The sequence below is a fragment of the Lentibacillus halophilus genome, assembly GCF_039522485.1.
GTDB lineage: Bacteria > Bacillota > Bacilli > Bacillales > Amphibacillaceae > Lentibacillus > Lentibacillus halophilus.
Genome location: NZ_BAAADM010000002.1, coordinates 1 through 24,599 on the forward strand (window position 1 = coordinate 1; position 24,599 = coordinate 24,599).

General features: G+C 44.2%; 24 protein-coding genes. 2 read left to right on the forward strand and 22 right to left on the reverse strand.

The window, feature by feature from the left end:
• Positions 1–53: 53 nt before the first annotated feature.
• From ABDZ72_RS00045 to ABDZ72_RS00085, 9 genes are all read right to left on the reverse strand, one after another.
• On the reverse strand, positions 54–2,294 hold the full coding sequence (locus ABDZ72_RS00045) for a type I restriction endonuclease subunit R (protein ID WP_343750348.1): 2,241 nt from the start codon (positions 2,292–2,294) through the stop codon (positions 54–56).
• Between the two features lie 14 nt (positions 2,295–2,308).
• Positions 2,309–2,737 carry a restriction endonuclease subunit S gene (locus ABDZ72_RS00050; RefSeq protein WP_343750517.1) on the reverse strand — a complete coding sequence of 143 codons (429 nt, stop codon included), beginning with the start codon at positions 2,735–2,737 and terminating at the stop codon, positions 2,309–2,311.
• Complete coding sequence (locus ABDZ72_RS00055) at positions 2,734–3,585, reverse strand: restriction endonuclease subunit S (RefSeq protein WP_343750349.1); 852 nt, start codon at positions 3,583–3,585, stop codon at positions 2,734–2,736. The genes ABDZ72_RS00050 and ABDZ72_RS00055 overlap by 4 nt, the downstream gene beginning before the upstream one ends.
• Positions 3,582–5,126, reverse strand: a complete 1,545-nt coding sequence (locus ABDZ72_RS00060) for a type I restriction-modification system subunit M (RefSeq protein ID WP_343750350.1) — start codon at positions 5,124–5,126, stop codon at positions 3,582–3,584. The genes ABDZ72_RS00055 and ABDZ72_RS00060 overlap by 4 nt, the downstream gene beginning before the upstream one ends.
• A 265-nt stretch (positions 5,127–5,391) precedes the next feature.
• Positions 5,392–6,318 carry an NADP-dependent oxidoreductase gene (locus tag ABDZ72_RS00065; protein ID WP_343750352.1) on the reverse strand — a complete coding sequence of 309 codons (927 nt, stop codon included), beginning with the start codon at positions 6,316–6,318 and terminating at the stop codon, positions 5,392–5,394.
• A 151-nt stretch (positions 6,319–6,469) separates the two neighbouring features.
• Complete coding sequence (locus ABDZ72_RS00070; RefSeq protein ID WP_343750353.1) at positions 6,470–7,294, reverse strand: ABC transporter permease; 825 nt, start codon at positions 7,292–7,294, stop codon at positions 6,470–6,472.
• Complete coding sequence (locus ABDZ72_RS00075) at positions 7,294–8,256, reverse strand: ATP-binding cassette domain-containing protein (RefSeq protein ID WP_343750354.1); 963 nt, start codon at positions 8,254–8,256, stop codon at positions 7,294–7,296. Before ABDZ72_RS00075 ends, ABDZ72_RS00070 begins: the two co-directional genes overlap by 1 nt.
• On the reverse strand, positions 8,231–8,725 hold the full coding sequence (locus ABDZ72_RS00080) for a MarR family winged helix-turn-helix transcriptional regulator (protein WP_343750355.1): 495 nt from the start codon (positions 8,723–8,725) through the stop codon (positions 8,231–8,233). The genes ABDZ72_RS00075 and ABDZ72_RS00080 overlap by 26 nt, the downstream gene beginning before the upstream one ends.
• A 120-nt stretch (positions 8,726–8,845) precedes the next feature.
• Positions 8,846–9,316, reverse strand: a complete 471-nt coding sequence (locus ABDZ72_RS00085; RefSeq protein WP_343750356.1) for a CBO0543 family protein — start codon at positions 9,314–9,316, stop codon at positions 8,846–8,848.
• A gap of 369 nt (positions 9,317–9,685) precedes the next feature.
• Between ABDZ72_RS00085 and ABDZ72_RS00090 the strand changes: the two genes are divergently transcribed.
• Positions 9,686–9,973: a hypothetical protein gene (locus ABDZ72_RS00090; RefSeq protein ID WP_343750357.1), complete on the forward strand. Its 288-nt coding sequence runs from the start codon at positions 9,686–9,688 to the stop codon at positions 9,971–9,973.
• Between the two features lie 217 nt (positions 9,974–10,190).
• On the opposite strand, the gene copZ is transcribed toward ABDZ72_RS00090, so the two are convergent.
• From copZ to ABDZ72_RS00145, 11 genes are all read right to left on the reverse strand, one after another.
• The gene (gene copZ, locus ABDZ72_RS00095; protein WP_343750518.1) at positions 10,191–10,397 is read right to left on the reverse strand and encodes a copper chaperone CopZ; all 207 of its coding nucleotides are present in this window, start codon (positions 10,395–10,397) and stop codon (positions 10,191–10,193) included.
• A gap of 61 nt (positions 10,398–10,458) precedes the next feature.
• Positions 10,459–12,843, reverse strand: a complete 2,385-nt coding sequence (locus tag ABDZ72_RS00100) for a heavy metal translocating P-type ATPase (protein ID WP_343750359.1) — start codon at positions 12,841–12,843, stop codon at positions 10,459–10,461.
• 14 nt (positions 12,844–12,857) lie between these two features.
• Positions 12,858–13,148 carry a metal-sensing transcriptional repressor gene (locus ABDZ72_RS00105; protein WP_425542320.1) on the reverse strand — a complete coding sequence of 97 codons (291 nt, stop codon included), beginning with the start codon at positions 13,146–13,148 and terminating at the stop codon, positions 12,858–12,860.
• A 600-nt stretch (positions 13,149–13,748) separates the two neighbouring features.
• Positions 13,749–14,093 (reverse strand): four-helix bundle copper-binding protein, encoded by a 345-nt coding sequence (locus tag ABDZ72_RS00110; RefSeq protein WP_343750361.1) that lies wholly within the window; start codon positions 14,091–14,093, stop codon positions 13,749–13,751.
• Positions 14,094–14,200: 107 nt separating this feature from the next.
• Positions 14,201–16,279, reverse strand: a complete 2,079-nt coding sequence (locus ABDZ72_RS00115; RefSeq protein WP_343750362.1) for a heavy metal translocating P-type ATPase — start codon at positions 16,277–16,279, stop codon at positions 14,201–14,203.
• A gap of 259 nt (positions 16,280–16,538) precedes the next feature.
• A complete protein-coding gene (locus tag ABDZ72_RS00120) occupies positions 16,539–16,838 on the reverse strand; it encodes a rhodanese-like domain-containing protein (RefSeq protein WP_343750363.1) in 300 nt (99 codons plus the stop codon).
• A 152-nt stretch (positions 16,839–16,990) separates the two neighbouring features.
• The gene (locus ABDZ72_RS00125) at positions 16,991–17,584 is read right to left on the reverse strand and encodes a class I SAM-dependent methyltransferase (protein ID WP_343750364.1); all 594 of its coding nucleotides are present in this window, start codon (positions 17,582–17,584) and stop codon (positions 16,991–16,993) included.
• 95 nt (positions 17,585–17,679) lie between these two features.
• Positions 17,680–17,907 (reverse strand): sulfurtransferase TusA family protein, encoded by a 228-nt coding sequence (locus ABDZ72_RS00130; RefSeq protein ID WP_343750365.1) that lies wholly within the window; start codon positions 17,905–17,907, stop codon positions 17,680–17,682.
• A 56-nt stretch (positions 17,908–17,963) separates the two neighbouring features.
• Positions 17,964–19,094, reverse strand: a complete 1,131-nt coding sequence (locus tag ABDZ72_RS00135; protein WP_343750366.1) for an MBL fold metallo-hydrolase — start codon at positions 19,092–19,094, stop codon at positions 17,964–17,966.
• A 21-nt stretch (positions 19,095–19,115) separates the two neighbouring features.
• Positions 19,116–19,517 carry a DsrE/DsrF/DrsH-like family protein gene (locus tag ABDZ72_RS00140; protein ID WP_343750367.1) on the reverse strand — a complete coding sequence of 134 codons (402 nt, stop codon included), beginning with the start codon at positions 19,515–19,517 and terminating at the stop codon, positions 19,116–19,118.
• A 177-nt stretch (positions 19,518–19,694) separates the two neighbouring features.
• A complete protein-coding gene (locus tag ABDZ72_RS00145; protein WP_343750368.1) occupies positions 19,695–19,955 on the reverse strand; it encodes a metal-sensitive transcriptional regulator in 261 nt (86 codons plus the stop codon).
• 261 nt (positions 19,956–20,216) lie between these two features.
• Between ABDZ72_RS00145 and ABDZ72_RS00150 the strand changes: the two genes are divergently transcribed.
• Positions 20,217–21,803 carry a peptide chain release factor 3 gene (locus tag ABDZ72_RS00150; protein ID WP_343750369.1) on the forward strand — a complete coding sequence of 529 codons (1,587 nt, stop codon included), beginning with the start codon at positions 20,217–20,219 and terminating at the stop codon, positions 21,801–21,803.
• A gap of 104 nt (positions 21,804–21,907) precedes the next feature.
• On the opposite strand, the gene thpD is transcribed toward ABDZ72_RS00150, so the two are convergent.
• Both thpD and ABDZ72_RS00160 read right to left on the reverse strand, forming a co-directional pair.
• Positions 21,908–22,807: an ectoine hydroxylase gene (thpD, locus tag ABDZ72_RS00155; RefSeq protein ID WP_343750370.1), complete on the reverse strand. Its 900-nt coding sequence runs from the start codon at positions 22,805–22,807 to the stop codon at positions 21,908–21,910.
• A 270-nt stretch (positions 22,808–23,077) separates the two neighbouring features.
• Positions 23,078–24,562 (reverse strand): glycine betaine uptake BCCT transporter, encoded by a 1,485-nt coding sequence (locus ABDZ72_RS00160; protein ID WP_343750371.1) that lies wholly within the window; start codon positions 24,560–24,562, stop codon positions 23,078–23,080.
• Positions 24,563–24,599 lie beyond the last annotated feature (37 nt).

Sequence of the window (24,599 nt, forward strand, 5' to 3'; positions counted from 1 at the left end):
TTAATATTGTTTTCCGGATTAGCTCAGTCATATCAAGGAATTATTAGCGTTTTTTAGATGCGAAAGTTGAGTTGAGCATTAACAAGATCGGCAATTAAATCATCCCGTTCAACTTTTGTTAACGACCGCCAGTCCTGAACATGGTCAACGTCACCTATATAACGGCGCACTTCTTCCAGATGCGTATAGAAAATATCCATTGCAGCACTGATATCAACATTAGATCCGCCGCTTCCTTTACCACCTGTGTAGTCATTCGTCGCTTCTTTAAGAGAGGTGGCAATGCCGATGAAATCAACTATGACACCGCCCTCTTTACCGGGGAATACACGGTTAACTCTTGCAATAGCCTGGATTAAATTGTGACCGCGCATTGGTTTATCGATGTACAAATAAGACAGGTTCGGTGCATCAAATCCCGTCAGCCACATATTGACCACAATCACTAGTTTCAGCGGATCATCGACGTCACGCAGTTTTGATTTAATTTCTTCTTGTTCTTCCTTCGTTTTAATATGTGCGTACTGACTACCCGGATTCTTTTCCCGCCAGCTTGTTGGGTCTTTTTCAATATAGCCAGTCATAATAATTTCAACTTCCGGACAGTCTTCGTGCTCTGTCATCGCGTCATATAATCGAACCGCTATATAACGATTCATGGCGACAATCATACCTTTTTGGAACGGATCAGCCGCCGCATTAAAATGATCTAAAATAGAACGTGATAACTTTTTAAGACGCTTAGGCGTCCCCACCACTTTTTCCAAAGCAGCCGATTTCAGCTTGTATTTGTCCGATTCTTCATCTTCCATATCAAGTTCTGATACGACATCACTAAATTCTTCTTCAATGCCGGCTCCCTCGAAATCGAGCGGAATCATACGGCTTTCATAATACAAAGGCAACACAGCTTTATCCTGAACAGCCTGAGACATGTCATAGCGGTGAATAATATGACCAAATATCTCTTCTGTGTCATTTCCGAGCAAGTTCACCGGTGTTCCAGTGAACCCGACAAATGACGCATTAGGCAAACTGTGGCGCAGTTGAGCCGCATAACCGCCGTCAAAACCGCTCTGTGTCCGGTGCGCCTCATCAGCAATCACAATAATGTTTTTCCGTTCCGATAAGACTGGATGCCTGGCCTCGCCTTCCTTCAAGCGGAATTTCTCAATCGTGGAGAATACAATCTGGCCACCTTCGCCTTTCAGCCATTCCCGCAATTGGTCACCCTTTTGCGCGTGATGGACATGACCAATCATACTGTGGCCTTCTGAAAAGGTATCATACAGCTGTTCGTCCAAATCATTTCGGTCAACTTGCAGGACGATCGTGGGGTTATTAAGTTTCGAATGCTTTGACAATATATTAGCATAAAACAGCATACTCAAAGATTTACCAGAACCAGTGGTATGATAAATTACACCGATGCGGCGATCACCGTCTGTATCTGTTGCACGAACAGTTTCACCTACCGCAAAATTAACACCGAAAAACTGGTGATATTTCGCACCGATTTTGACGTACTTTTCCCCTTTATCCAAATAGACGATAAAATTCTGTATGTAATTGAGCAATCGCTTTTTCGAAAACAACCCTTCAATTAACGTACGCATCGTATTAGCCACATTATTATCAACGGTATGGCCGTCAATTGATTTCCAGGAAGCAAAGTAGTCATAAGGCGCAGACGGCATGCCATGCATCGTTTCCACGCCATCAGAAATAACAACAAATGCATTATACTCGAAAATCTTCGCAATATCGTATGTGTAATTGCGAATTTGGTTGTACGCATCATAGACCGTGACATTTTCTTTGTTCGGGTTTTTCAATTCAAAAACAACCAGCGGAAGACCATTGATATAAATAACGATATCCGGCCGGCGCGGCATGCGTCCCTCAATGGACAGCTGATTAACGACTAAAAAATCATTATTTTCCGGTTCATTCCAATCAATCGGAAATACATGCTGAAATCGTTTCTCACCATCCATTTCATATTCAAAATCAATTCCCTTAATAGACCGTTGATGAAAATTAAAATTCCGTTGTTCCCATCCCACGCCTTCATTTGTCACCAGCATACTAGCTAATCGAGGAATCTCTTGGTCAGGAATCATCGGATACGCTTGTTTCAAATGATCTCTCAAACGCCCATGAAGGACAACTTCCTGCAGGCGGTCTCGCTCGCCATTCTGAAACAACTCTTGTCCGTTACGATATTCATAACCTATCTGCTTCAATCGTTCAATCGTTGTTTCTTCAAATTCTGATTCTGGCAAAACAGCCATATTAACACCTCCTTCTATAAAACTTGTTCAACTTCTTTTTCCTCTTCTGATAAGTCTATTTCGCCTGATAAGAGCTTAGGGAGAAGATAGTCACGTGTTTCAATCAGTCTTTTTATTTCTAATGAATTAGCCAAAATTAGTTCATAGTAAGTTTCCAGTTTTTCTTGAATTTTTAATAATATATAATCATTAGGTAAAGCTATCTTTTCTTCTTTTAGATGATTTTTGGTTATATGACCCATTGTTGTTGCTCTGCTAGAAGCAATAGAAATGAATTTTTGCATTAATCTTTTTAACATAAAATATATAAAGGATTTCTCCAAAATGGAATCTTGTTTAGGTTGGACATTAAAAATATGTTGATTTAATAATGCTTTATCCCCGTCCCATAAATAAACACCTAAAGATGCAGACCAAGCGAATAAGACATCACCATTATTTATTTCATATTTTGCTTATAAGAGTCAGGGCAATATTTGGTTGTATTACCTATACCTGATTTTAATTCAGCTATTTTAATAACTGGTAAACCTATATGTTCTTCATTTAAATTAGCTGTTTTGAAAGCCTTTCCGTTTACAAATTCGGCCAAATCAAACAGTGAATAAATATCCCAGCCTTCTGGAGTCATTCCTAATTCTGATTCCACAAATTCACCATCTTGGAAAGGGCCGAAATCGACGAACCAATGTTTGTATAGCGTCATTGCCATTTCCTCAAGCGTTTCGTTCATTTGTAGATTGATTTCGATTTTATCGTCTAAACCTTTCAATATAGATGAAATTCTTTGTTGGGTACTTATTTCAGGGACAGAAATGGGTAATTTTTTTTGATTTGTAATATTCAAATAATATCTTGTAGATCCTCCGCCTGCCCAGGAATTAATAAGAGATTGAAAGTAAGGTGATCTGAAATAATACATTAAATAATCTCTATCCAGAAAATTATCATTTAATATTCTATAATAAGTAACCTGTGGTGTTGTCATAAGAAATTCACTAGCTATATTTTCAACGAGAGCAACACGTCCTATAGTAGCTTTATGACTTAATAAAACATCTCCTTCTCTAGAAAAACCTTTTGGTAATGTTTTTGCCTGCTCTTTTGTAATATATTTACAATTTTTAAGATCAACTTTACCATTTTGTAAATCAGAAGCCATAACAAATGGTATTCCATCAGAAACATAATCGGAACCTTTGGGATGCTTCCCTCCGTGATTACCATCAAGAGGAGGTTCTAATACTCCCTCTTTTATTAAATCATTAACGATATATTTTTTTGCACTCACAACAATCCCTCCAAGTCTTTCTTAATTTTTTCTTGAAGGCGGTTGGATTCCTCGAATTGTTCTAGCAATTGTGTTCGCAGTCCTTCCATTTTTTCTTCAAAAGGGGTGCCGTCATCTTCCTCTTCTTCCACACCAACATAAATGCCTGGCGTCAGCTTATAATCATTTTCCTTCACTTCATCCAACGTGGCGATTTTGCTGAATCCAGGTGTTTCTTCAACCTCGTCTGCATCATATTTGAAGTTATGATAGACATTCGCAATCTCTTCAATTTCCTCAGTTGAAAGTGCTTTTTGCCGTCGGCTGACAAGCGACCCTTTTTGACGGGCATCAATAAACAAAATCTCATTATCACGTTGACGATAACCTGCTTTACCATCCCGGTTTTTACTCAAGAAAAATAAACAAACTGGAATACCTGTGGATAAAAACAGTTTTTCCGGCAAAGCAACAATACAGTCAATATAGCCGTTATCAACATACCATTCCCGAACCGTTTTTTCTTCACGCAAATTGGTTGTCATAGCACCATTCGCCATAACAAAACCCGCAGTACCGGACTCATTCAAGTGGGAGAAGAAATGCTGCATCCACATATAGTTAGCATTACTATTCGTAACTGTACCGACAAGACGTGGGTCATCATTAGAGATTCGGTCTGCACCCCAATCACTTTGATTAAATGGTGGATTGGCGATAACATAATCCGCTTTGAGATCGGCAAATTGATCATCCAGCAACGAGTTGCCCATGCGCATATCCGCGTTGATACCATGAAGTAAAATATTCATTTTCCCCAATCTGCCTGTTGTCATCACATTTTCCTGCCCGTGGAACGACAAAGCAGATTTTCGGGATGTATAATTTTCACTTTGTATGAACATCCCGCCTGAACCACATGCGGGATCCAGTACCTGTCCTTCCTGCGGCTCTAACATTGATACAAGCAGGGAAACCACACTATAAGGCGTGTAGAACTCGCCGCCCCGATTGCCTTCTGTTGATGCGAATTCACTAATGAAATATTCATATGTACGTCCGAGGACATCCACACTATGCTCATCATCAGCTCTGAAAACGTCACGTGAAAATATCTCAATCAGCCCAGACACATTATCCGTCGATAAGTTACTGCCCTGAAACGTTTGCGGAAGCATTCCTTCTAATTCCGGGTTCTCTTCTTCCAATCGCTGCATGGCATGATCCAGAATTTCTTTGATATTCGGCTGTTTAGCATTGTCACGGATGGTTGACCAGCGTGCTTCTTCCGGTACAAAAAAGACATTTTCCGCCTGATACATATCCCGGTCTTCAATGAGCATTTGCTGCGTGTCTTTGTCTGGCGCATACCAGCCACTGTTTGGATCATTAACCGTTTCGTGTAATTCATCTTTTTTAAGTTCATAACTATTGCTTAAATAACGCAGGAATATAAGCGGCAGCACATAATGTTTATAATCCGCTGGCGCAATACTTCCCCGCATTTTGGTCGCAGCATCAAACAAATCTTTCTGAAAATCTATATCAGCTTTTGCTGGCATTCATCATTCTCTCCCCATATTCGTTTTAGGTCTATATGACTAATCTTATCAAACAATGGTCAAGATTGCAGTCTATGATTCTAAAGGAAATTTAAATGAGTAAATATGAGAGAGACTCCATTCATTTCAATCATAAAATTTGTTGACCCATAATTTTTGTATCAATCCCTACAAAATAAAGACCGAAAATACTCAAATATCTTCGGTCAACAATAAGACGCTCCCCCTTGCGATAGTGGACCAGTGGACCTGTCCCCGTGGTCCACTAGTTTGGTGTTGTTACGACTGATTTGCCTCGGGCGTGTCTTGTTTCAGTTTTTTCGAGTGCGTCTAATCCCTGCTCGAAAGGATAGTCATTCTCGATAACGAGCGTGATTTTTTCGTCTGCAATGTCTTTTGTAAGCTGGATGACGTCCTGTTGGGTATCCGGATGGTGGCCAATCTGCTGAACAGTAACGCCCTGTTCGTCCGCCAGCTGATCGCCTGATACCGTAACCACCTTCCCGCCATTTTTAACCACGTGGATGCATTCCTTTCCTGTTCCCGGCTGGATGGCCAACGCTGCTGTCACACCGTCACCAGACCATTCCCTGATTTGCTGTTGCCAGTCAGTATCATGATAATCGACCGTTTTGTCCGCACCAAGGGATGTCATGTAGTCATGATTTTGAGCAGAAGCTGATCCGGCCGCGTGAATGCCCCTAGCTGCTGCCAGCTGGATAACAAGCGTGCCAATAGCTCCCGAAGCACCTGCGATAAACAGGCTGTCACCTTCAGAGAGGTCAAGGGCCCGCATGCTTTCCAGTGCTGTTTTTACAGGAACTGGTATTGCTGCACCTTCCTGGAAGGTCAGCTGGTCAGGCATAGGGACCAAGGTCGCTGGCTTAACAGCGGCATATTCCGCCCACGCACCGCCTTTTGACTGCATAACGGTCGTGAAAATAACCCGGTCGCCCACCGCAAAATCGTTCACCTGACTGCCCAGCTCAGCAATTCTGCCTGCTCCTTCAACACCTATCGTGTAAGGAAATTCAGCATCTTTCGGAATATAATATCGATCGTGAATGCCGACACCAAATGCTTCCACCCGGACGAGCACTTCATCATCCTCAATAGTCGGTACAGGAAGGTCAGTGATTTCCACATCCCGGGTAGTGGCGTTTGTCCGCACGAAAGCTTTCATCGTTTTCATGTCTGTTACCTCCTTCAGTTGATGCGTTACTGCTCAGTTGAAAAGCGACTTACGCGATCAATCAGAATTGACGTCTCCTTCAGTTGGGACTGGACCAATGAACCCGCCCCTTATCCAAAAGAGGCAGCGTTCAATGCTTCAAATTAAAGCCTTACGCTTCCGTTTTAGCAAATCTTACTGTAGCCAGGACAATAAACACGGCTGCAATCCCGAGAACAATCAGGATATCTTCCGTAAATGAAATCGTATGCCCGAATAAGTCCAGGTTGAGCCCCATCGCTTGCTGCATTGGTTCACTCAGCGTATCCGGCTGCAGGACAACATTTTTAAGCATATCGACTGAATAGGTTAACGGATTAATTTTGACGATAATATCCATCCATGCCGGCATTCCATTTAATGGGAACAGTGCGCCGGATAAAAACAGCATGGGGAATAATAGTATTTGCGATACCATTTGGAAACCTTGGGCTGAATTTAACAGACTTGCTATCAGGAGACCAATGGATGACATGGTAAAGCCAACGAGAAACATAATCGGAATTAATTGCATGACCATGAGAACGCTTATTGAAACACCGATAAATGGTACAAAAATAAGCATCATTAAACCTTGAATAACAGCTACCGTCGTACCACCCAGCACTTTTCCAATCGCAATGGTTACACGGGACATAGGTGAAACAAGAATTTCACGCATGTAGCCAAATTCCTTATCCTGTACAACGGATAGCGCAGAAAATATAGAGTTCGTAAAAACAACCATTCCGATAATACCTGGAAACATAAACGTCACAAAGTCGAAATCAGCCAGTGGACCGCCGCTACCGCCGATCATTGACTGCATCGCGCCACTCATGCCGCTCCCAAAAAGAATTAAAAACATAAATGGCATAGCAAATGAGCCTAATAACCGGCTTATATCACGGAAAAATTTGATGACATCACGTTGCCATACAGCCAGAATCGCTTCCATCAGTCCGTCCCTCCTTCAGTTTCGTCATTCTGCGTTGAGGCGTCTTCCCGGATTTCCCGACCGGTTAAATACAGGAATACATCATTTAAGGTTGGCCGGCGCAAATTAACAGTCAAAATGTCGATCGAAAAATCTCTGACAAACTGAACAAGAAATTCGCTGCCGTTGCTTACTTGAAATGTCAGGGTATTATCCTTTTCCTTAACCTCCACACCGTAATCAGCTTCGATTTTAGCTTTAGCCTGATCATTATCAGCTGTCTGAATTTCTATAATATCTCCGCCAACATCCGTTTTCAGCTTTTCGGGGGAATCGAGGGCAATCACTTCACCGTGATCCATAACAGCGATACGGTCACAAATTTCTGCTTCATCCATATAATGAGTGGTCAGAAACATAGTAATCCCCTGCTTTTTCTTCAAGTCCAAAATATAATCCCAAATATGATTACGTGTGTTCGGGTCAAGACCAACAGTTGGCTCATCCAGAAACAGCACCCGCGGATAATGCAGCAGACCGCGTGCGATCTCCAACCGGCGCTTCATACCGCCCGAAAAGGTTTCAACAATCTGCTTTCGGTTGTCTGACAGATCTACAATTTCCAGCACTTCCTGAATACGCGCTTCTCGTTTTTCTTTAGGCACGTTATAAAAACGGCAATGCAGCATCAAATTTTCATTCGCAGTCAGCTTTTCATCGAGCGTTGTCTCCTGAAAAATCAGACCGATGCTGCCGCGCACTTTATTTTTATCAGATACGACCTGAAATCCGTTGATAATGGCATCACCACTGGTTGGTCTGTTAATGGTTGACAGCATATCAATCGTGGTACTTTTGCCGGCACCATTTGGGCCAAGAAAACCAAATATTTCGCCCTTTTCAACGGAAAAATTGACGCCCTTAACAGCTTCTTTATCCTTATAACTCTTTTTTAAGTCATTCACTTCCACAATTGTCTCCATATGACTCCTCCCCTTTCTCAGTCTGAGCATTTCTGTTTAATACATCTTTCATTAATTGCAAACCGCTGATAATCTGATCACGTTCCTCAGCTGTGGCGTCTTGCACCATGTTTTCCATTGTTGAGTTAAGACTCGTGCGCAAGGAATCCTTCCATTCCATGGCCCGTTCAGAAAGAATAATCTGGACAACCCGCTTATCCTCTTGTTTGCGCCTGCGAACAACTAAATTATGTCGTTCCAGCCGGTCCAGAATGCTGGAAACCGTGCTGGCCGCTAAATGAAGATCGCGGCTGATATCACTCACCATGCATGCGTTATGATTATATAAATAATGCAAAATCATCATCTGAGGCGGCGTGATGCCCACTTCCTGGAATGATTGTCGCATTCGCTGATCTAATACTTTATTGACTTCACGAAAAAGCTCAGCAGCACGAGTGCCTGTCTTTGAAAATTCCTGGTTTTCCATGCCCGCCCATCCTTCCTTTTTTTCGCATTCTAATATTTCGTACACTAAATAATTTATCACATTCGTAACGATACGTAAAATAAAAAAACTCCATTTGGCGTTTTTATTCCAAACAGAGTTTTAACTGTCTTTTTTATGATCCAATTTAACTATTTGTTTCATCAAAAAGCGGATGATTATCAGAAACAAAAAGATGCTGATCAGGGAGTAATACCAATGCCACTGCATATACGCAACGAGGTTCGTATTTTTTTCCAGGATGACTTCAAAAATCGTTAAAATACCACTCGAGGCCAATGCTATCCATACCATTCGGAATATGGAGCTGCGACTGGACGTTTGATAATAGTAATGGACAATGATCATGGGAAGCAACAAGTATTCATAAAGGATGCTTGACTCAAATTGCGGAAACAGTTTGACCGGGTAGTCCAACAGCTGATAATGGACCACTAACTGACCCAGTAACATAGCAACTTGAGCAGCCAGCAAATAGCATAACAACCATTCCTGAAACGGGTGTTTTATCCACGATCGAATAAATAATACAATCCCGATGATAAAAAATAACCATAAAAGCATCATTTCCATATTACCAACTCCTCAGCCAAAGCATTGAATTTAATCCATCGCACGTCAAACCAAAAAATGCAATGGCAACCATATACAGAATTGTTGTGTGGAATTCATAAAAGCGATGCCAGTCAACCGAATGCCACATAATCGCAACGACAAGAAGAATAACAAATAAATGCATCCTTATTCTTCTATGGTGTTTTGTATCAGTCAACTATTTTCCCTTATCGAATCTTATTCTGAGAGAAAGCATTGCTGTAGTTCGTTTATCACTTCTGGCACATTTTTGTCTTGTTTCGACATGGGGAATCCGTGTACATTTTCGCTATGTATAGATTTCCAATCATGTTATAAATTATTCGTTTGTGCTAAATCAAAGCAGTGGTGTTTATCGACCTGGTCGAGGTGGATATCAACCTGATTTGGGATTTATCGACCGGAGCGGCGAGGATATCAACCGGATTTGCGATTTATCAACCAGGACGGCGGGGATATCAACCGGATTTGCGATTTATCAACCAGGACGGCGGGGATATCAACCGGATTTGGGATTTATCAACCAGGACGGCGGGGATATCAACCGGATTTGAGATTTATCGACCGGATCGGCGAGGATATCAACCGGATTTGGGATTTATCAACCAGGACGGCGGGGATATCAACCGGATTTGAGATTTATCGACCGGATCAACGCGGATATCAACCAGATTTGAGATTTATCAACCGGAGCGGCGCAGATATCGACCGAATTTGAAATTTATCAACCAGATCGACGGGGATATCGACCGGATGTGCAATTTATCAACCGGAGCGACGCGGATTTTTCAACGGGGTGATTTTTACACTATAAAAAAACCGACTTCCCCTTTTCAGAGGGAGCCGGTTTTTATTACGCGACGACATCATAGCCTTGATCCTCAACGGCTTCATGCATGGCGTCAATGGTTACCACAGCATCATCGTACGTGACATCCACCTTGCCTGTATCGAGATTGACGTTCACGGTCTGGACACCTTCCAGATTTTCCAGTGCTCCTTTTACCGCGCTTTCACAGTGACCACACGTCATTCCTTTTACATCCAATGTTGCTTGCATCATTTATCACTCCTTTTAAAATAGTTATCTTTTCACAAAATGTCTCTTGATAAAGAGAGTATCATTCAATTTTAACCCGCTTCAATCGAAGGGCATTGGATACGACGCTCACCGAACTTAACGCCATCGCACCGCCGGCAATCCATGGTGCTAACAGTCCGGCGGCGGCAATCGGAATGCCGGCTGTGTTGTAGGCAAATGCCCAGAACAGATTTTGACGGATGTTTCGAATGGTTGCTTGACTGATCTGGATTGCTTTCGGTATCAGCAACAGCTCCCCGCCAAGAATCGTAACATCAGCCGCTTCGATGGCAACTTCCGTACCTGTTCCGATCGCAATACCGGTATCAGCAACGGCTAATGCGGGTGCGTCATTGATACCGTCGCCGACCATGGCTACTTTTTTGTCTTGATTCTGGACGTCTTTCACTTTATCCGCTTTTTCTTCCGGCAACACTTCGGCTATCACTTGATCGATACCTGCTTGCCGCGCGATAGCCTGTGCTGTTCGTTCATTATCGCCGGTCATCATCACTACTTCAAGTCCCTGATCATGCAGCTTTTGAATGGCTTCACCAGCGGTTTCCTTAATCGTATCAGCCACCGCAATCATACCCTGATATTCGCTGTTGACAGCAACAAGCATGGCCGTTTTTCCGTCGGATTCGTAGCTTTCCAAATCAGCCGCAGCGTCAACTTGCACACCATGTTCATCCATCAGTTTGCGATTTCCGACCAAAACGTCCTTACCGGCAATCGTAGCTTTAATGCCCTGACCGGGTATGGCTTCAAAAGCATCGGCATCGACCATTTTCATATCCTGCTCCGTGGCATAGGCGACAATGGCTTCAGCCAGAGGGTGTTCGGATCCTTTTTCAGCGCTGGCCAATAACTGCAATGTGTCGGTGTCACCGGTAAAATCGGTTACTTCAGGCTTACCTTTTGTAATCGTACCGGTTTTATCCATAATGACCGCATCCAACTGATGGGTGCGTTCCAGATGTTCGCCGCCTTTAAACAGGATACCGGTTTCTGCGGACTTCCCTGTTCCAACCATAATCGATGTCGGTGTCGCAAGCCCGAGCGCGCATGGACAGGCAATAACCAAAACCGCAATCGCGGCCACCAGTGCTGGTTCAAATGCACCGGGCGAAACAAACGCCATCCAAATGCCGAATGTAATCACGGCAATGCCGACGACAACCGGGACGAAATACCCGGAAATGACATCAGCCATGCGTTGAATCGGAGCTTTTGATTCCTGTGCGTCCTCGACAACTTTCACAATCGATGCAAGCGCGGTGTCTTTGCCGACTTTCGTTGCTTCCATTTCCACCGTGCCATTTTTGTTGATGGTCGACCCAACAACATTTGAATCAACGTCTTTTTCAACAGGGATGGATTCCCCGGTAATCATCGACTCATCAACCGATGTTTGGCCTTTCATGACCGTGCCGTCGACCGGAAATTTTTCACCTGGTTTGACACGCAATTGATCACCGACAGCAACATCCTCTACATTCACCATCACTTCCTCACCATCACGGATAACGCGTGCCTGTTTGGCCTGCAAATCAAGCAATGTCGATAAAGCAGCTGTTGTTTTGCTTTTGGCGGCTGTTTCCAAATACTTACCAAACAGAATCAACGTGATTAAAATAGCGCTCGTTTCAAAATAGAGATGCGGGTCATACGCTGGGCTGCCAATGGTTTTCAACGCTTCGTATAAGCTGTAAAAGTAGGCGGCACTTGTCCCAAGGGCAACGAGCACGTCCATGTTAGCTCCGCCGTTACGCAGGTTTTTGTAGGTACCGACGTAAAATTGCCAGCCGATGATGAACTGCACCGGTGTCGCCAATGCAAACTGGAACCACGGATTAACCAAAATAGACGGTACATCGACGCCAACCATTTGAACAATCATCGTTAAGAGAAGGGGCGCGGCCAGTAAAGCGGACGTGATCAATTTCGTTTTCATCCGTGCTATCTGTTTTTCTTTGGCGCTCTCTTTATCGTCGTCATCGGTTTTAACGTTCGCATCGTAGCCGAGTTTTTGGATTCGTTCAATAATGTCGGTTTCTTCCATCAGTCCCGGGGTATATTCAACGGCCGCGTTCTCGGTTGCCAAATTAACACTGGCCGTCTTCACACCATTTTGTTTATTCAGCACTTTTTCAATCCGGTTGGAGCACGCGGCACAGGTCATGCCGGTGACATCCAATTCGGCCGTTTCCGTCTCAATCCCATACCCGAGCTTTTCAATTCTTTCAGTTATATCGTCAATAGAGACGGCAGACGGATCATAGTCAACAGATGCTTTTTCCGTCGTTAAATTAACTTTCGCCTCGACGCCGTCCATTTTATTTAAAACTTTTTCAACGCGATTGGAGCACGCTGCACAGGTCATCCCTGTCACACCAAGTTTGGTTTGCTCTGTTTCACTCATGTGTCATACCCCCCTTACTTGGCAAACTGCTTCATGACTTCCATCAGTTCATCAATCGCTTCGTCGCCATTGCCGGATTGCACGGCATCACTGACACAATGCTTCGTATGGCGTTCGGCAACGGAAAATCCGACTTTTTTCAAGGCAGCATTGATCGCACTGACTTGCACTAATATATCAACACAATACCGATCGTCTTCCACCATTTTTTGAATACCCCGAACCTGTCCTTCAATACGTTTCAAACGATTGACGACAGCATCTTTTTCATCCTGTGTCCGGGGCGTCACCGGTTGGTCATGCATGTATTCTCCCAACGGCCTCACTCCTTTTTTGTTCTAATTATAGGGTACCCCCCAATCGTATTTTTGTCAAAAGATAGAACTTATATGAACGGTTGAAACAATAGTTACTCCAATACTTTTAATCGTGACGTCAAAAACCGATTCACTCGTTCAAACATAAAAAATGAGGCTGGGACATAAGACGTTTAATCAAAGAAAAATCCGAACTATGATTCACAAATAATCTGAACCAGTTCGGATTTTTCGCTTAGAGTAGGAAAAACACGGAGACTCCTGCGGGATGAAAAAGCCTAGGTGAGACCCCGCAGTGCGATAAGCACGAGGAGGCTCATCAGCGCCCGCGGAAAGCGCAGTGTTTTTCCGGAGCGATGGCCATGCCTTAAATATATCGTTCGTATTTAGAAGGGATTTGTTCAGTCTTGTCCCATCCCCATTTCAATATCCATGTTCCTTCGTTTAAAAACTCAAAAATGCAACATATCCTTTTCGACATTCCCGACAAAGTCTACAAATCCATCATCTTGTCCTGTGGTTGAATAGCGTTCATTCCACCTGTTTCTTATGTTTTATAACCTATTACGGACATACTCTCTCGTTAATTCAGCCGGCCATTTTCCGGCATTCTTCCGCACATTGCCGGCAAATGGCTGCACACTCCTGGCAATGGTTGTCCTTCATCTTTTCACATTCGGTGGCACATTGGTCGCATATACTGGCACAAACGCCGCACAGTTGCGCTGCAAATGAACTGTTCCGAGACATATATTGCGCTGCCTGCGCGCATATCTCCGCACAGTCATTCAATGTCTGAATACAATTCACGCGCGCCTGGACATCCGGCTCCTGCAAACATGCCGTTGTACATTCCTCGCAAGCCCGCACACACTTAAGACATGCCTCAATACAAGCATCCATAGTGGTTGGTGATGTTGATAATACACCCATGGTCATTCCCCTTTCAGTTGGTTCGTCCTGTTTAGTTTGTCTGAATGGAACCATGGTATGTATATGACTGATTCTCTTTCAATTTCTGCGGGATGCGTCAGCTTTCGTTACGCTTTCAACAATTTCGCGTTAATGGCAACGACAATGGTGCTTAGACTCATTAAGACAGCTCCGACGGCAGGGCTGAGTATAATACCGATGGGTGCCAACACACCGGCAGCAAGGGGAATAGCGACGATGTTATACCCCGCTGCCCACCACAGGTTCTGAATCATCTTACGGTATGTTTTTCGGGACAGCTCCATCAGCGATACCACATCATTCGGATTGCTTTTGACCAGGACAACGTCGGCCGATTCCATGGCTACGTCGGTACCTGCACCGATCGCAATGCCCAAATCAGCCGTTGCGAGTGCCGGCGCGTCATTGACGCCGTCCCCTGTCATGGCAACCTTCCATCCTTTGCCTTTGATCGTCTTCACCTGATTGGCTTTGTCGTCAGGGAGCACTTCGGCATAAACCTCGTCGATACCGAGCTGACCAGCCACCCAATTGGCTACCTTTTTATTGTCACCGGTAAGCATAATGGTTTCGACACCCTTTTTCTTAAGGGATGCGATGGCTTCCTTCGCTGTTTCCCGAACCATGTCGGCCAGCGCAATCATGCCGATCAATTCATTGTCGAGCAGTACAAAAACAACCGTTTTCCCTTCTTCCGACAGTTGATCAAACGTTTCCCGGTCATAGGTCATGTCCTGTTGTTGCACATAGCCGGGACTGACAACATTCACCTTGCGTCCATCGATGCTTCCTTCGATCCCTTTGCCGGTAATGGATTCAAATGTCTCGATTGTTTTCAGTTCGAGATTTTGTTCGGTTGCCGAGCTGACAATGCCGGCTGCAATCGGATGTTCGGAGTTTTGCTCAAGACTGGCCGCCCATGTGAGAACACCGTCTTTTTCAAAACCGTCATTCGGAATCAATTCCGTCACGCCAAATTCGCCTTGTGTGAGTGTGCCTGTTTTATCAAAAACAACCGCATTCAACTGACGTGAACCTTCAAAGTTGGCTCGGTTGCGAATTAATAGACCGCGTTTTGCCGATAAGGACGTCGATACGGCCACAACCAATGGTGCTGCCAGCCCGAGCGCGTGTGGACACGTAATAACCATAACAGTCACCATCCGTTCCAGCGCAACATCAAAGGCATAGCCGAGCGTGAGCCAGATAAACAGAGTAATAAACCCGGAGGCAAGCGCGAGATAAAATAGCCATTTGGCAGCCCGGTTCGTCAAATCCTGTGTTTTGGACTTCGATTCCTGCGCTTCCTTAACCATCGTAACGACTTGGGATAGATAGGAATCCTCGCCCGTTTTCTCCACCGATATTTTAATTGATCCTTCTTTATTGACCGATCCGCCAATCACGTCATCGTCTTTTTCTTTTTCGATCGGAACGGATTCACCGGTGAGCATCGATTCATCAATAGCGGATTCGCCCTCATAAATGGTACCGTCAACCGGTATCTTTTCACCGGGTTTGATCAGTACACGGTCACCTTGTTGCAATTCCGATGTCGGAACGTCGGTCATATCCTCATTTTCATCAAGTTTGTGCGCTTCGTTCGGCATCAATTTAACGAGTTCTTCCAAGGCATTCGACGCGCCCATAACCGATCTCATTTCAATCCAATGGCCGAGCAACATAATGTCAATCAATGTTGCGAGTTCCCAGAAGAAATCCTTGCCTTCCCAGCCGAAAACCGTCATCGAGCTGTAAACGTAAGCAACGAGAATAGCCAGGCCAATCAGTGTCATCATGCCCGGATTCTTCTCTTTTATCTCACTGACGCCACCTGTTAAAAAGGGCCATCCGCCATAGAAGAATAGAAATGTTGCGAGCACGAACACAATGTATTGGTCAAACGGAAACCCCCAGTCCACACCGATAAAGCTTTGCAGCATCGGGGATAGCACAAGAATCGGGATGGTAACAACCAGCGATATGTAAAACCGCTTCTTAAAATCGTTCACCATATCCCCGTGATCATGATGACCGTGACCGCCGTGGTCGTGGCCTTCATGACCGTCGTGACTGCCATGTTCATGGTTACTGTGATCATGGTCATGTTGCCTATGTGCTTCATGACTATGCTCATGGTGTTTGTTATTGTCATCATTCGACATAAAGTCAACCCCTTTCTTTCATGCTATTATTCGTTTCCTGTCAGGTACAATACCCCAGTATGGTAATTATTAATCATAGAATGCTTAATAATTTCCATACCTTCAATCTCTATTGATTGATTGTTGGGACTGCCAATACTTTCAGATAGTCATTCACGCGAGGAACCACTCAAATAACACCGTTCATGCAAAACAAAAAAGCCATAAACGTCCATAGATACTGACGTTTATGGCTCACGTGTTATTTTTTAACTATCGTTTACTTCTCAACATCACCATCCCAGGCGAGCATGCCACCGTCAACGTTGGTCACATCATAGCCTTCCTTTTGAAGAAATTCACTTGCTTTACCACTGCGTCCGCCTGAACGGCAAACCATGTAGTAATGTTTATTTTCGTCCACTTCATCAAGACGGTCCGGGATTTCGCCCAGTGGAATGTGTTTGGCACCAGGAATTTTACCTTGTGCCACCTCATCATCTTCGCGAACGTCGATAACGTTCACGTCTTCTTTGTTTTTTATTTTCTCGGTTAACGCTTGCATGTCAATTTGTTTCATTATTTGTCCCTCCTAGTTTCGCTATAAAGTGAACATCTATCGGCTTGACCGTTTTTTAGCAAAAACAGCACCAATACAACTATAGGATATCGAATATAAAAGCATTTTTCCAGTAACCGCTACAAAGAATGTAATTGCGATGATTCGTGAGTTTATTCAAGCGGAATGGATTCGTTTTCTCTCTTTTTCGCTTGAATCGCATAGTGTTCGGGACCTGGACGGAACATATCCGTATCAAATCCATGATCTTGCAGCATGTTTGCCATTTTTTCGGAAGGTATTCTGATTTCAAGTGGCGGACCTGATTCCGACGCGACCGCTTCCCAATCCATTAATAACAGATATCCGCCCGGTGTGAGAATCCGTTTCATTTCATCAATGGCCTGGTCAATGCTTTCAACTTCATGAATGACAAATGCATTTAAGACCCGGCTCACCGAATGATCAGCCAGTTGTATATTTTCTAGATCATTTTTCATAAGACTGATATTTTTAATATCTTCCTCTTCTGCATTCTTCTTGAGCCTTTCAAGCATGTCGGGTTCGATATCAACAGCATAAACATCATGTTCTGTCCGTTTAGCTAAAGGGATGGTAAACAAACCCGGTCCAGCACCTAAATCAGCAACCGTATCGTCTTTGGTCACATGTAGGTAATCAATTATTTTTTCAGGTTGTAATGTTTTGCGCCGTTCCTGGTCCATTAATATATCAGCATTCTTTGGGTCAAAGCGCTTGTCCGTCATGATATCACCTCATTAAACATTGTCATTCACCAGGCCCATATTTAAACGAAATCCGACCAAAACTCAATGACATAAGGCGATTGCCGCGTTCTTCTTTAAGCTTTTTTAATCCAGAATTTCAAGACATCATCTTCTTCCGCTTCATCGATCAGTTCATGACCACCGGATTTAGCCCATGCGCTTAAATCACTTCTAGCACCTTTATCTGTTGCATGAACTTCAAGGATCTCGCCTGAATCAATGTCATCAATCGCCTTTTTCGTTTTTACAACCGGCATCGGGCATGCCATCCCTTTTGCGTCCAATACTTTTGCTGCTTCCATCATCCATTCCTCCTAGAATAGTTATTCAAAAATGTTCATAACGCAATGCTTAACGGTTAGCCATGGACCGCACAGCGATTTGGTCCAATTTCCATTTCGCGCTGTTTGTCATCTTCCGGATTGATTTTTCCCATATTGGTCTGCCGGATCGTGTCATGTTCATTCGGCTGTGGCGGCAGATTTTCGGTGACCATTCGCCGGAAAGCCTGTTCATCGTCCACATTTAAGGATTCATTGCGCTGGTAAAGATCACCCAAGCGAGCTTGAACACTGCCATGTTCATCTAATTCTTCCACAAACGAATAGTGGGCCGGCAATACAATCAGGTCATCAGACAACGCTTTATACCGGCTGTACAGCGTCTCACGCAAATCGCCGACCCAGTCTTGTGCTTTTCCAGCTAAATCCGGCCGCCCGATTGATTTGACGAACAGAATATCGCCTGTCAGCAAGTACTGGTCATCAATTATCAGTGATGTGCTTCCAAGCGTATGCCCCGGTGAGTAAAGCGGCTGCACCTTAATCGTCGTACGGCCAACGGTTATATCATGGGCTTCTTCCAATGATGCATAATCAAATGTTACATCCTGGGCATCTTTCGGTGGAAAATGATACGTTCCACCTGTCTTTTCGGCAAGGTCACGGCTGCCTGAAATATGGTCCGCATGCAGATGCGTGTCAATAGCATGGTTAATGGTGACACCTTTTTCTTTGGCAAACCGTTCATAGATACCGGTCATGCGGTTGGCGTCAATCACCGCCGCTTCATTTTCGGAAACCGCCATATACGACAGACAGCCCTTGCCTAAGCGCACGAATTGATACAGACTGCCACCCCCGTGCAATTCCGCTATTTTAACTGGTTCAAGATGCTCACTCCAGGCTTGCATCCCACCTTCCAAATCACGCACATTCGTAAAGCCCTCTTCCTCCATCATTTCAGCGATCATCTGGGATGAACCGCCTTTGGCACATACGACAATGACTTCCTGGTCTTTGTCAATCTTTTCAGTGACAGGATTGATGCCATCGAGCAAATTGAAATAAGGCTCATTGATGATATCCACATGATCCCCTTCAATTTTCCAGTTATCGAATTCATCCGTATTTCGAACGTCCAGGATAAGCGTATCTTCACGTTGAACCACACGTCTGGCCAGTTCTTGTGTCGAAATGCTCTGTGACATACTATATAGCCTCCTTCATTTTTAAAACGTCAGTGACATGTCGGCGTCTTTGGCAAATTCTATGAATGATGCTGCACCACCAACTTCAATGCCATCAATAAAATCATACTTTTCTAAATTCATAACATCCATCGTCATTTGACAGCCGATCATTTTCACACCCATTTCCTGAGCCATCCCCAATAATTCACTGATGGATGGCACATTCGCTTTATCAAACCCTTCCTGGAAGTGTTCCTTTCCTTCCGGGAGCGGCAGATTTTTGTGCCCTTCCTTGTGGATCATATTCAGCCCTTCAAATGTGAAGAAAATACCGACCTCTTTATCGGACGCTGCGGCTGCGGTGGCAAGGTTGAATACTTTATAAGCATCGAACATACTGCCGTTTGAGGCAATAATAGCGACGCGTGTATTGTTTTCCATCGTTGATTCCTCCTAAAAATTGAATGGTTTATTTGCTTATTTATTCTTGGTAATAAGATGATGCAATAAATACACTGGTACGGGTATGGGTATATAAACATTTAGAAAAAAAGGCTCGTGCCCATCACGAAACCTATATACTGTGTTTGAAAAATGGTAACCGTCAACAACGTTTGTTTATCTGCTTTTAACAAGCAGGTTGACCGCTTCGTTGACAAGATCTTCGGAGCTTTCGCCATTCTTTTTCTCTTCACGGATGCATTGTTCCAGATTCTGACTGACAATCAGTGCAGTCGTGCGATCAAGCGCATTTCGAACGGCAGTCATTTGTGTGACAACGTCGCGGCATTCTTTGTTTTCCTCCAACATTTTTGATAAACCCCGGACTTGCCCTTCGATGCGTTTGACACGATTTTTCACATCGGAATTATAGTCCATGCTTATCTCACCTCTCTCGTTCATCTGTTCTCAAGAACTGACTCCACCGTATACCCCCTTAGGTATTTTGTCAAGGTGTCATCCATAAGACACTCTATTCCTAATCGTAGAGTTCCTCATTTGTTTTACCACTATCCACGTTTGACGAAACCATTCCGACGTGCTATCTTTTGATGGTAATAACGCAGCATAACGGCACGAATCTTCTCCTCACTTATCCACCCCCAAATCAAAAGCTACTCCAGATGAAAGGGATTGTTTATGACGATACATGATGAAGTGAACAAACGGAAAACATTTGCCATTATTTCGCACCCGGACGCAGGGAAAACAACGATGACGGAGAAACTGCTGCTGTTCGGGAACCTTATCCGCTCAGCCGGGACCGTCAAAGGTAAAAAAACAGGAAAATTTGCCACGTCCGACTGGATGGAAATTGAAAAACAGCGCGGCATTTCCGTCACCTCCAGTGTGATGAATTTTCCTTATAAAGATTATCAGGTTAATATTCTCGACACCCCGGGCCACGAAGATTTCAGTGAAGATACGTACCGGACGCTTACCGCTGTTGACAGTGTTGTCATGATTATTGACGCAACCAAAGGAATTGAGGCACAGACCCTTAAATTGTTTAAAGTATGTAAAATGCGTGGCATCCCCATTTTCACCTTTATAAATAAACTCGACCGGGAAGGACGAGAACCATTCGAACTGCTTGAGGAAATCGAGCAAGTCCTGAATATCAAGACGTATCCGATGAACTGGCCTGCCGGTATGGGTAAACGGTTTTTAGGAACGTTTGACCGATACAATGAGCAATTCATCCAATATAACGGCAATGAGGAAGAGACGTACATTCCATTCAGCGACTTAGATCAGTCGGAACATGAAACATTGGTGTCCGATCCGACCTATCAAGCCGCCAATGATGAGCTTGCCCTGGTTGAGGAGGCGGGCGACGACTTTTCATTGGACGACGTACTGGCCGGCGAACAGACACCCGTCTTTTTCGGCAGTGCCCTTGCGCCATTCGGTGTGCAAACGTTTTTCGATACGTTCATCTCCATGGCGCCAGTACCGGCACCACGCAAATCAACCGAGGGCGTTATTTCGCCGGATAATCCGGACTTTTCCGGTTTCGTTTTCAAAATCCAAGCCAACATGAACCCCGCACACCGGGACAGAGTGGCCTTCCTTCGGGTATGTTCGGGAAAATTTGAACGCGGCATGAGTGTGAAGCTGGCGCGAACCGGCAAACCGATCAGATTGGCTCAGTCGCAGCAATTCGTCGCTTCGTCGCGTGGTACGATTGAGGAAGCCTATGCCGGCGACATTATAGGTATATATGACCCGAATGCCTACCAAATCGGGGATACGCTGCAAGAGGGGAAAAACCTTTTTGAGTATCAAGAGCTGCCCCAATTCCCACCGGAGCAATTCCAGTGGGTCACGGCCAAAAACGTCATGAAAGCCAAACAATTCAAAAAAGGCATCGAACAGCTCGTCCAGGAAGGTGCGATTCAAATGTACAAGCACCACCGTTCCGAGTCATACATCCTGGGTGCGGTCGGGGAATTGCAGTATGAGGTTTTTCAATACCGGATGAAAAACGAATATCATGTCGATGTCGCGCTCGAACCAATCGGCGAACGGGTCCCACGCTGGCTGAAACCGGATCAAGTCGACCCATCCCTTTTTGATGAACGTAATATGCTGGTACGAGACCGGTATGACAATTATGTCGTGCTATTTAAAAATGAATTTTCCATGAACTGGTTCCACGATAATCACCCGGACATCGAGCTCATTGATTTGTTCAGTGTGAATCAATACGATCAGACAACGTAATCGTACAAAAATAATGCGGCCGCTCCGAGGTTAGTACCTTAGAGCGGCCGCATTAGTATAAATACCGGTTCTATTCAGTCAGGAAAGTTTCCCGGCTGTCTATTTTATGAACTTGTTGTCAGTATACCGCTTTTTCTTACGGCAATGTATTCCGGCCGGTGTTTCCCCCCCGAAAATGGCTCAGTCAGACGGTTCTCCACACTATTGTACACCATGAACACATTATTGCGCGGATACGGCGTCATGTTACTGGTTGATCCGTGCATGGTATTGCTTTCAAATAGCGTAATCGAACCTGCTCTACCAGTCGGAACAGAAATACCGCCACCAGTTTCAGCGAGCCAGCGCAGACTTTCCTTATCCGGAACGCCGACCTTTTGTTTTTTAAGCGACTCCTTATAATTATTGGCCGGTGTTTCACCGACACAGCTGACATAGTAATTCTGTGACCCGGGTATAAGCATTAATGGGCCATTAAATACATAGTTGTCAGACAGTGCAATAGACAAGCTGACCGCCCGCATACGCGGCATACCGTCCTCGACATGCCATGTTTCAAAATCGGAATGCCAATCGAATTCCTTCCCTTTAAAACCTGGCTTATAATTAATGCGGGATTGATGTATATAGACATCGCTTCCCAGGAGATGGTTGACGATGTCGAGAATCCGCTGATCGTTTGCTACATCTTTGAAGTAATTGTCATCTTTGTGCACGTGAAAAATAGAACGGATATCATCGCTCTTAGGTTCACGAATAACTTTATCCGACGTGACATTCTTGTTGGAATCCTGCAATTCAAAAATGGCTTTTTGCATATCGGACACTTCTTCATCAGAGAAAAAGTTTTCTATTTGTAAAAACCCATTTTGCTCGTAGGAATCAAGCTGTTCTTTGGAAATAGGGGCTTGATTATCCTGGGATCGATCTGTGTGTACCACAGGATCCTTCCTCTTCAAAATTTCCGGCTGGTCCTTTTTCCTGGAAGGATAAAGATCTTCCATTCCAAACACTCCCCTTTGCCAGTATGTTTATTTATGTTTTATCTATCATTCAGTTCCCTGGTAACCGGGAAACTTTCCTGCCAATGTAAAAACGACACGTCTATCCCTCAATTCGCAGCTATTTTCCTAATAAAAAAATAATTAGGAAATTAATCTGTAATTACAGAGTATACTACGAACCATGTAATTTTGCAAATTTTATTAAACATAATAAAATAACAATTCTGTCTATGTTTTAAATATGGGCACCCGGCTTCAGTCAGGGCGGCATCATTTCCAGTTCTTCTCCTTATCTTGTTTCAACGCTTTAGAAAAGGACACAACCATAAGCACCATGATAAGGGAAAATGGCAGAGCTGCTGAGATAAGCGCATTTTGCAGCGCCTGGAGGCCTCCGGTATATAAAAGAACCGCGGCGATAGTCGATTGCGCCAGCCCCCATGTAAACTTCACTGATGTCGGTGGTGACATGGAGCCATTGGTCGTCTGCATACCAAGAACAAACGTTGCCGAATCAGCCGACGTAATAAAAAACGTGCTGATCAGCAAAATCCCCAATATGGACAACACCATGCTAAGCGGAAAATAATCAAACATTGCAAACAATGCCTGTTCTTTAGGGAGACCAGCAACGTTTGCTCCGTTATTTTGCGCATCAATCCCGGCCATACCAAAAGCAGAAAACCATAGGAAACTAACTACCGTAGGAACGATCAGAACGCCGGATATAAATTCTCGTATAGTACGTCCTTTCGATACACGGGCAATGAATATACCGACAAACGGAGCCCAGGCAATCCACCAGGACCAGAAAAAAATCGTCCAGTCCATCACCCATTGCCGCTCGTCTGCGTCATTCGGTGCCAATCGGAAACTTTCCCGAGGCAGCTGCTGGATATACTCCCCAACTGTATCCATAAATGAATTGATAATATACAATGTTGGTCCAAGAATTAAGATGAACAAAAACAACAACGCACCCAACCCCATATTGGCATTGCTCAAATATTGAATGCCTTTACTCAGGCCGGTATACATGGACATCATAAACAGAACGGTCACAACGACAATAATCACAAGCTGCACCCAGAATGTATTCGGAACAGCAAACAAATAAGAAATGCCGCCATTAACTTGTGTCGCACCAAATCCAAGCGTCGTGGCCACTCCTACAATGGTTGCAAACACAGCAATGATGTCAATCACTTTCCCGAACGACCCTTTCATTTTATCGCCGAACAGTGGTTCCAATGATGCACTGACGAGCCCCGGCTTCTCCTGACGAAACATAAAATACGACAGTACCAATGCGATCACCGCATAGATAGCCCATGCATGAATGCCATAGTGAAAGAATGTAACACGTAATGCATCCTTCACAGCTGCCGTTGTACCAGGCTCAGCCGTTGGCGGGTGTATGGCATAATGGGTGACCGGTGAGGCAACACCGTAGAATACAAGCCCAATCCCCATCCCGGCACTGAACAACATGGAAAGCCATGACGAATAACTGAATTCCGGTTTTTCACCCGCCTTTCCCAGTCTAATTTTACCATATGGACTGAATATCAAATACGCGCAAAATAAAACAAACAGCGTTACAACCAGCAAATAATACCAACCAAAATAAGTCGATATATAACTCATCACAGCAGCTGAAATATCTTCAAATGAATTCGGCGTAATAACGCCCCAAGCGGATAAACCGACTGTAATCGCCAGTGTGATCCAAAAAACTATGGTCACTTTTTTCATAAAGAGCCATCCTCCAATCAATCCGGAATCAAATATC